We start from the raw sequence: 8,505 nt of genomic DNA on the forward strand, positions 1-8,505 counted from the left end.
CTTCCTGCGGCACCGTGACGGAACCGATGGACTTCATGCGCTTCTTACCGGCTTTTTGCTTCTCAAGCAGCTTGCGTTTACGGGAGATATCGCCGCCGTAGCACTTGGACAGGACGTCCTTGCGCAAGGCGCGAATATTCTCACGGGCAATGATCTTGGAACCAATCGCGGCCTGGACTGGCACCTCGAACTGCTGGCGAGGAATGAGCTCCTTGAGCTTCTTCGTCATCTTGTTGCCGTACCACTGAGCAGAATCGCGGTGCACGATCGCGGAGAATGCATCCACCGGGTCGCCCTGCAGGAGAATGTCCACCTTGACCAGGTCAGCTGGCTGCTCACCGGCTTCCTCGTAGTTAAGCGAGGCATAGCCCTTCGTGCGGGACTTGAGCATGTCAAAGAAGTCGAAGATGATCTCGCCCAGCGGCATGATGTAGCGCAGCTCCACGCGCTCCTCGGAGAGGTACTCCATATTCTTCATCTGGCCACGCTTGGACTGGCACAGCTCCATGGTGGTGCCTACGAATTCCTGCGGCACGATGAGCGTCATATTCACGATCGGCTCGTAGACTTCCTGGAGTTTCCCGCTCGGCCAGTCAGCCGGGTTGTGCACCATCGACTCGGTGCCGTCTTCCGCGACAACGCGGTAGGTGACAGACGGCGCGGTGGAAATCAGGTCCAGGTCGAATTCGCGCTCCAGGCGGTCGCGGGTGATCTCCATGTGCAGCAGGCCCAGGAAGCCACAGCGGAAACCGAAGCCCAGGGCGACGGAGGTCTCGGGCTCCCAGGTGAGTGAGGCGTCGTTAAGCTGAAGCTTCTCCAAGCTCTCGCGCAACGTCGGGAAGTCTTCCTGGGAGACTGGGAAGAGGCCTGAGTAGACCATCGGCTTGACGTCTTCGAAGCCTTCGAGTGGTTCGGAGGCACCCTTATTCGCCCAGGTGACGGTATCGCCGACACGGGTCTCGCGGACGTCCTTCACACCGGTGATGAGGTAGCCCACCTCGCCCGGGCCGAGCCCCTTAGCTTTCTGCATCGTCGGGGAGACAATGCCGATCTCAAGAATGTCGTGGGTGACGCCGGTGTTCATCATGGTCACCTTCTGGCCAGCCTCAAGCTTGCCGTCCATCATGCGGATGTAGGTGACCACGCCACGGAAGGTGTCGTAGACGGAATCGAAAACCAGCGCGCGGGCCGGTGCGTCAGCACCAGCAGGATCCAGCGAATGCGGCGGCGGAACGAGCTCCACGACCTTATCCAACAGCTCCGGCACGCCCTCACCGGTCTTGCCAGAGACGCGCAGCACCTCTTCCGGCTCACAACCGATGATGTGGGCGATCTCCCCGGCGTACTTCTCTGGGTCGGCTGCCGGCAGGTCGATCTTGTTCAGCACCGGAATGATCTCAAGGTCATTCTCCATCGCCATGTACAGGTTGGCGAGGGTCTGGGCTTCGATGCCCTGTGCTGCGTCGACAAGCAAAATTGCGCCCTCGCACGCATCGAGCGAACGCGAAACCTCATACGAGAAGTCGACGTGACCTGGCGTATCGATCATCTGCAAGATGGTCTCTTGCCCATCCGCCGTCGTCCACGGCAAGCGCACGTTCTGCGCCTTGATGGTGATGCCGCGCTCACGCTCAATATCCATGTTGTCCAGGTACTGGTCGCGCATCTCACGTGCCTCAACCACGTTGGACAGCTGCAAAATACGGTCCGCAAGGGTGGACTTGCCGTGGTCGATGTGGGCAATAATGCAGAAGTTCCGGATCTGTGCCGGATCCGTGAACGTCTTCAACGCGAAATTCGTGTTTGCCTTCGCCATCGCCAACCCTTCGCTTCGGTGCCAAAACTGGTGAAAACTAAGGTCACCATACCGTGACATATACACCGGGGAGCAATCGCCGCTAAGGAGTAAGGTGTGCTGCAGAAAGCCCAGCCCGGAAAGGAGAGCCGATGGAGAACACCCCCGCACGCCGCGAATGGAACGCATCGGTGGAGCTGTTCCCGAAAGATTTCTCCCGCTTTGTACTGCCGCAAAACTTAGGGCAGTTGATGTCAAAGACGAATGCGCACACGTTTCGCACCTACGCTGACTTCGCAAAATACATCGAGCCCGCCGCCGAGAGCATTCCGGAACCGAAGAAGCGGTCCACAGGCGCGCTAAAGCGCATTGGTATTTCCGCGTTGCTCGTCGTTGCGGCGTTGGCGATGATCCTGACGGCTGATGGGTCGGCGCTTGGTGTCACCGCATTGATCTTCGGTCTCCTGCTCGGCTTCTTTGCCACGTGCGTCGGGTTTTTCTCCACCATCGAATTCCTCGGTCACCTGTCCAGCGAATCCAACCGCCCAACCGCACACCAGCGTCTCGCAGCATCGCTTGGCGACGAACCAGCCTCCGCACTCCCCGTCTTCATCGTCGACCGGCTCACCATGACCGCTGAAGAAAATGACGTGCTCGACCAGTGTCTCGGCCTATACAACTACGCGCAGGCCAATCAGCTGCCGCTCAGCGTTGATCACTGGCGTGCGCTCACCCAGACCGCGCTTGCTCAAACGCGCCACGCACGCCACGTCGGCGAGCCCCGCGCTCTGCAAGATCTGCGCGCAAGCATCGAGCGCCTTGAGCTCTAAAAACGCTTTTCGACGTCCCACCAATCCACTAGGCTTTAAAGAATGAAATTTCTGCGGCGCCTCGCTCGGCTCGGAGCCAGCAAACAAACGGCGTTGGACCAGGGTCTGAAGATCCTGAACGAACGCATGGGCAATTCGCCCACCAGCGAACGTCGTCGTGCCGCACGTACCCGCGTGGTCCCCACCGGTGAGATTTCCCGCAGCATCTTCTACGCCCCTGACATGGACGGGCAGGCTGAGCCCGGCGAGGTCGTGTGGTTCAACGTGCCCACCACCCCGCTGAAAGAACGGTCGATGCTTGTTGTTGGCCGTGACCGCCACGACGTGTTGGGGCTGCTGATTTCCGCCAATGAAGATCACGCCGGTGAGGATGACTGGTTGCCGATTGGCAGCGGCGAGTGGAAACCGACCGGTGAGGCCTGCTGGGTCCGCACGGACAAAACCCTGTTTATCCCCGAAACGGATCTGCGTCGCCGCGGTGCACTCTTCCCCGCCCGGCGCTTCGCGCACATCGCTGAGCACCTCCGCAAACGCTTCGACTGGGCCTGAAGCGATTTGGGCAGCCTGCCACCAGCTGCTAAGTTATGAACGTTATTCGCGCCAGCTTTCGTGTTGGGTGCGTCGCGCGCCGCGGGCAGGACCTTGGGTTCGTGGCTTGTATGCAAAGTCGTGACGCTGCAGTCCCTCACGAGTTGGGTAATCGAATGCACGAGACACTATCCGTCAAGATTCAAGAGGTACATCATGGCTAATATCAAGCAGCAGAAGAAGCGCGTTCTGACCAACGAGAAGCGTCGCGTGCGCAACAAGAGCGTCCGCTCCGCTGTCCGCACCGAGATCCGCAAGTTCAACGAGATCATCGAAGGTGGCGACAAGAAGGCTGCGGAGGAGCAGCTCCGCATCGCTTCCCGCAAGCTCGACAAGGCTGTGACCAAGGGCGTCTACCACCGCAACAGCGCGGCTAACAAGAAGTCCAACATGGCTCGCGCCCTGAACAAGCTCGGCTAAATTCAACGCCAGCGCCAACCCGTCTGCCCCCGTGGCAGGCGGGTTTTTCTTTGCCCTCCGCGGAGATGTGACAGCGTAATCCTCTGCCCCGTATGATCCCCTCATGCTTAAAATCCGTCGGGGCGCGTGCGCCGCTTTCATCGCTGCCACTGTTGCTCTTTCCGCCGCCCCCACTGCGGCTGCTCAGTCCAGCATTTCCAGCAAGTCCAATGCGGCTCAGATGTCCAGCCAGCTGGGTGATTTCCTCACCGCATTCGGCAAGATTGATCTGGATAACCGTTCCGTCACCGTGGATGGTGTCAAGCGCCCCTACACGTTGGTGCTGCCGAAGAATTACAACCCGATGCGGGCTTACCCGGTCATCCTCGGTTTCGGTGGCTGGCAGCACGATGCCGCACGTACCCGCTCCTACGAGAAGCTCGAGGATGCCGCGGGCAGCCGCGCCATTGTGATCTACCCGCAGGCCATCAACAATGCGTGGGGCGGTGCGCCGTACGCGCAGACCTCCGTCGATGCAGATATTCGTTATATCCGCGCACTGCTTAACCACGTCGCCTCGCAGCACAACATCGACCGCAACAGCGTCTACGCCACTGGCCTGTCCAACGGCGGCGGTATGGCTGCTGCGCTGGGGTGCCACGCCCCGGATCTCGTCGCTGGTGTTGCCAGCGTTGCTGGTGCCTACTACAACCCGACGGTGACCAAGTGCGCCCGCGGAAAGGTGCCCACCTTGATCATGCACGCGGATAATGACGATGTGGTCAAGTACCACGGTGGCACCCGCCACGGCGCGGCATACCGCTCCGTGCCGTCGGTGTTCTACGACACCGGCCGCCGTAATGGCTGCAACATGAATAAGGTGTCCCCCCGCCGGGTCGGCCCGTCCACGATCTACACCCCGGCAGGCTGCTCGCAGCGCACTGAACTGGAGAAGATCGCTGGTGGCGGACACACCTGGTTCCGCAGCGCGACCGACCGCACCGTGAAATTCTTCTTGGGCTAAGAGCCCAATCCCACGATTCCTCGTGCGACGAGGACGGTGCCGGCAACAATGAAGAACCCGCCGGCACCGATGTCGATATAGGGGCCAGCGCTGAACAGCTTTCGACGCACACGCTCTGTGGACACTACGAAGCTGTATGCGACGAACAGCAGCACCGTGGTGATCCACAGCGCGAAAATCACGATCATCGCCGGGCCAAGTCCTGGGCTCGGCGGCAAAAGCGGGGCAACAAGCGCGGCCAGGAACAAGACGATCTTGGGGTTAGAAAGATTCGTGGTCAAGCCCTTGAAGAAGCTGTCACGTGGCGTACCCAGTCGCTCTTCTGCCTCGTCCATATCCAGCGGCGGATTCAGCCGGTCATGCCACCCCTGGCGTGCCGTGGTGTAACCCATAAAAATGATCCAGGCACCACCTGCAACCTGAATCAATTCCAACAGCCACGGGAATGCGGTGAGCAATGCCGCAGCGCCCAATACCGTGAGCGTGATCCAGAACAGTGCCCCGGTCAGAATGCCAAAGGTGGCTGCGATCGCGTGCTTCCGGGAACGGGTGGCATAGCGTGTGAGCAGGACGACATCCGGTCCCGGTGTCACCGCACCCGCCAGGTTGACGAGGACGATCGCCGCGAGATCCGCGGGATTCACTTGCTCATCTTCTCCACGAGGTCGTCGCGCTCGAACATCTTCGCCGTCGAGATCGCGTCAGGGGTGCCGGCGGTCGGGTCGGCGCCGGCGGCAAGGAGGACGTCGATAAGCGCGTCCTCTTTTTTGAAAACGACGCCCGCGAGTGGCGCCTGGCCGCGCTCGTTGAGCTTGTTCACGTCTGCGCCGCGCTCGATGAGGCCACGCGTGAGTTCGACGTGTCCCGCATAGGAGGCGAGCATCAAAAACGTGTTGCCGTCCTGGTTGGCCATGTCCACGGCAACGCCCTGGTCAACATAGTCCAACAAGGTCAGATCGCCGCCCCGCGCCATATTGAACAGGCGGGTGGCGAATTCTTGCACGTCTGCGGGAATCTCAGTCACGGGAAGGCACACTATCACGCCAGCTGCGCGATGCGCCGAACTGCGTCCTCGACTGCGAATTCGGGATCGCCGCCTTGACCTTTCACCGTGGCGTCAAGGTCCGCGACGATGATCACCGCCTCGCTTACAGCATGTCCGGACCAGTTGCGTGCAACCTGCATTGTTTTCTTAGCGACGAACGGGTGCATACCCACCGTCCGCGCGATCTGATCCGGATTGCCACGGGTCTGGTACAGCTTTGCAATATCGCCCACCTTGTTCGCCAAAGCTGCTGCGATGGCGACGGGGCTGATGCCCAGCTGCAATGCCCGGCGCGTGCTGGCCAGCGCACGGTCAGTGCGTCCCGCGACGGTCTGATCCGCGATGTCAAAGCCGGATACCTCCGCTACTCCCGTGTAATAGGCGCGGACTTTGGCCACGGTGATCTCGCCCTCTGTGTCTGCGACGAGCTGCTCAATCGCGCTCGCCAGCTCACGAAGATCCGAACCGACGGACTCCAACAGCGCACCGATCACATCAGGAGTCGGGCGCACCCCATGGCGACGAAATTCCGCGGTCACCCAGCTTTGCCGCTCGCGCTGATTGGGCGATTTCACCTCATGGACTTCAGCGGCCTTGCGGAATTTGGGCACATACGCCTTATTGCGTCCCTTGCCGCTGTGCACAATCACCAGGGTCATGCCCGGCGTGGGATCCACGGCAGCCTGCAAGAGCAGCTCCGTGGGTTCTTTGCCAGCCAGCTCGGTATTGGTGATCACCACAACGCGTTCCTCAGCGAACAAGGACGGACTGGTGGCCTGCGCCAGCTCAGAGGCCGTCACGTCGCCAGCGCGCAGGGTAGTCACCTCGGCGGCGGGGCCGACCTCGTCGATGATGCTCTTCGTCGCACGTTCGGCGAGGAACTCATCTTCACCGACGATGAAGTGCACTGGGTTGATCATGCTGGTCATTGTACGGATAGATCACCGGAATTCCGTCCTGGGTGACCACAGGCCTTTTTCGCTGTGTGCCCTCCCGCACCGCTACGGCAGTGGTGCCAGGCGGGAGGGGCCCGATGTCCTCCTCCCGGTCGACAACAAGAATATTTCGCTTATCCACATCCACCTTTCCCTCCCCACTCCCCATCACCCCTACTGACACAATGAGCACGGCGCAGGTAAGCGTGATCCGTGGTTTGTGCGCAATGAAGCCGGCGAGCACCCACCCGTAGAACACCGCTGCCTCAATGGGGCGTGCTTGCACTGTTGCACTGGGCAGACTCGCCCCGGTCTCAGCGACCGTGCGGACCCACCCGGCAAGTGGCTGCACCACCCACAACAGCGGCGTGGCTAGCGCGGTGTGCAGCTGCGCGAGAATCGCTGCTGCCATGCCCAGTACTGTCACGGCGCCCACGACGGGACTGACCAGAACATTCGCCACCACCGCGACCAAAGAGACCTTCCCCGCCATGCCCGCGATGATCGGTGCCGTAGCAAGATCGGCTGCCGCAGCCACCGACACCACCTTTGCCACGATGTCCGGCCACCCCAACGGTGCCAATGCCCGGTAGATCAGCGGGGAGATAGCCACGATGCCAGCTGTGGCCGCAGTGGAGAGGGCGAATGCGTAATTGACCGCCAAGTCCGAATCCACCAGGACCAGCCCGATGATGGAAAGGCACAGTGCGTGAATTGGTTCCGTCCGAGTAGACGAGACGACCGCGGTGAATCCCACGAGTCCCGACACCGTGGCGCGAAGCACACTGGGTTCTGGCCCGACGAGCCCGGCATAGACCAGCAGCGCACAACCAGCCGTGGCGATCTGTACGCGCAGCCCAAACCTGCACAGTCGTGACACCAGCAGCGCGGCCGCTGCGACGTACATACAATTCGCGCCACTGACTGCACTCAAATGGCTCAATCCGGTGTCGATATACGCTTGTTGTTCTTCCGGGGACTGTAAGGAGACATCACCCACCACCATTCCGGGGATCAGGCCTTGGGCGTGCTCCCCCACTACCGCTTCAACAGCGGTGCTGAATCTGTCTCGCACCGCAGCTGCGAAAGCCGCGAAGCCAGTGGGCTGCCCAAGCACATCGATCGCGCCCTCCACGGTCACCGCACCCACACCAGGGCGCGTCGATTCGGTTGCTTCCCCAGCGATCTCAACTGGCGTCCCGCTAACTAACTGCCCCGGCACTTCCGCTGTGAATACCGGAACCGGGACTGGGTAGCCCTCCACATTGACTCGGACGAACCAGTCGCCTGAATCAAGTTGTTTCGGCGCACCAGCGACAGTCCCTGTGAAGGCTTCACCAAAATCAGTGCCACGTGCAGTCATGCACCGCACCCACGCCACCGCGCTCGAGCAGGCCCCCAACCCACCGCACAGAATTGCTTGCCCAGGCTCACGCCACACCACACAGCCCACCACTGCGACCGCGATAATGCCTAAGGCGACCACCGGCCCCGCCACGATCACAGCGATGGCCACCGCCCACACCACGAGTGCAGCTGGGACCAAACGAAGTTCACTCATTAAAGGGAAACCGCGTCTTTGAGGGATTCGAATTTGGCGGGGCCGATGCCTTTGACGTCGAGAAGCTGCTCAATGTCGGTGAATGACCCGATGGATTCTCGGTGCGCGATGATCGCGGCTGCTGTCGCCTCCCCTACGCCCGGCAGCTCAGTGAGCTCTTCTGCTGAGGCCGTGTTCACAGAGATCCCACCACCGGCATCCCCCGGCGCATCGGGCGGGGCCTCCCCCTTGTTCAACACGACGATCTGCTGCCCATCGGCGACCACCTGGGCCAGGTTGAGGCTGAGCAGCTCAGCCTCCGGGAGTGGTTGGGCGTGATCGAGGGCGT

The 8,505-nt window shown here is 61.2% G+C and carries 10 protein-coding genes; 4 read left to right on the plus strand and 6 right to left on the minus strand.

Going from position 1 to position 8,505, the window contains the following annotated elements; genetic code table 11:
* Window positions 1–1,816 (minus strand): translation elongation factor 4 (lepA, locus tag Q0X21_RS09370; RefSeq protein ID WP_297851618.1); only part of this gene is annotated, 1,816 nt, incomplete at its 3' end.
* A 131-nt stretch (window positions 1,817–1,947) separates the two neighbouring features.
* Between lepA and Q0X21_RS09375 the strand changes: the two genes are divergently transcribed.
* The 4 genes from Q0X21_RS09375 to Q0X21_RS09390 all read left to right on the plus strand — a co-directional run bounded on the left by Q0X21_RS09375 (window position 1,948) and on the right by Q0X21_RS09390 (window position 4,636).
* Window positions 1,948–2,625 (plus strand): hypothetical protein, encoded by a 678-nt coding sequence (locus Q0X21_RS09375; protein ID WP_297851619.1) that lies wholly within the window; start codon window positions 1,948–1,950, stop codon window positions 2,623–2,625.
* 42 nt (window positions 2,626–2,667) lie between these two features.
* On the plus strand, window positions 2,668–3,174 hold the full coding sequence (locus Q0X21_RS09380; protein ID WP_297851620.1) for a type II toxin-antitoxin system PemK/MazF family toxin: 507 nt from the start codon (window positions 2,668–2,670) through the stop codon (window positions 3,172–3,174).
* A 195-nt stretch (window positions 3,175–3,369) separates the two neighbouring features.
* Window positions 3,370–3,633: a 30S ribosomal protein S20 gene (rpsT, locus tag Q0X21_RS09385; protein WP_297851621.1), complete on the plus strand. Its 264-nt coding sequence runs from the start codon at window positions 3,370–3,372 to the stop codon at window positions 3,631–3,633.
* 103 nt (window positions 3,634–3,736) lie between these two features.
* A complete protein-coding gene (locus Q0X21_RS09390) occupies window positions 3,737–4,636 on the plus strand; it encodes a PHB depolymerase family esterase (protein WP_297851622.1) in 900 nt (299 codons plus the stop codon).
* On the opposite strand, the gene Q0X21_RS09395 is transcribed toward Q0X21_RS09390, so the two are convergent.
* The 5 genes from Q0X21_RS09395 to Q0X21_RS09415 form a co-directional block, all read right to left on the minus strand.
* Window positions 4,633–5,280 carry a LysE family translocator gene (locus Q0X21_RS09395; protein ID WP_297851623.1) on the minus strand — a complete coding sequence of 216 codons (648 nt, stop codon included), beginning with the start codon at window positions 5,278–5,280 and terminating at the stop codon, window positions 4,633–4,635. The genes Q0X21_RS09390 and Q0X21_RS09395 overlap by 4 nt on opposite strands.
* Complete coding sequence (locus tag Q0X21_RS09400; RefSeq protein WP_297851627.1) at window positions 5,277–5,609, minus strand: ankyrin repeat domain-containing protein; 333 nt, start codon at window positions 5,607–5,609, stop codon at window positions 5,277–5,279. Before Q0X21_RS09400 ends, Q0X21_RS09395 begins: the two co-directional genes overlap by 4 nt.
* A 65-nt stretch (window positions 5,610–5,674) precedes the next feature.
* Entirely contained in the window at window positions 5,675–6,610 is a 936-nt protein-coding gene (gene holA / locus Q0X21_RS09405; protein WP_297851624.1) for a DNA polymerase III subunit delta, read from the minus strand.
* Complete coding sequence (locus tag Q0X21_RS09410) at window positions 6,570–8,177, minus strand: ComEC/Rec2 family competence protein (RefSeq protein WP_297851625.1); 1,608 nt, start codon at window positions 8,175–8,177, stop codon at window positions 6,570–6,572. The genes holA and Q0X21_RS09410 overlap by 41 nt, the downstream gene beginning before the upstream one ends.
* Window positions 8,177–8,505, minus strand: a 329-nt coding sequence (locus Q0X21_RS09415) for a helix-hairpin-helix domain-containing protein (RefSeq protein ID WP_297851626.1), incomplete at its 5' end; no start/stop codon positions are given. The genes Q0X21_RS09410 and Q0X21_RS09415, both read right to left, overlap by 1 nt.

It is taken from the genome of uncultured Corynebacterium sp., assembly GCF_947253065.1.
GTDB lineage: Bacteria > Actinomycetota > Actinomycetes > Mycobacteriales > Mycobacteriaceae > Corynebacterium.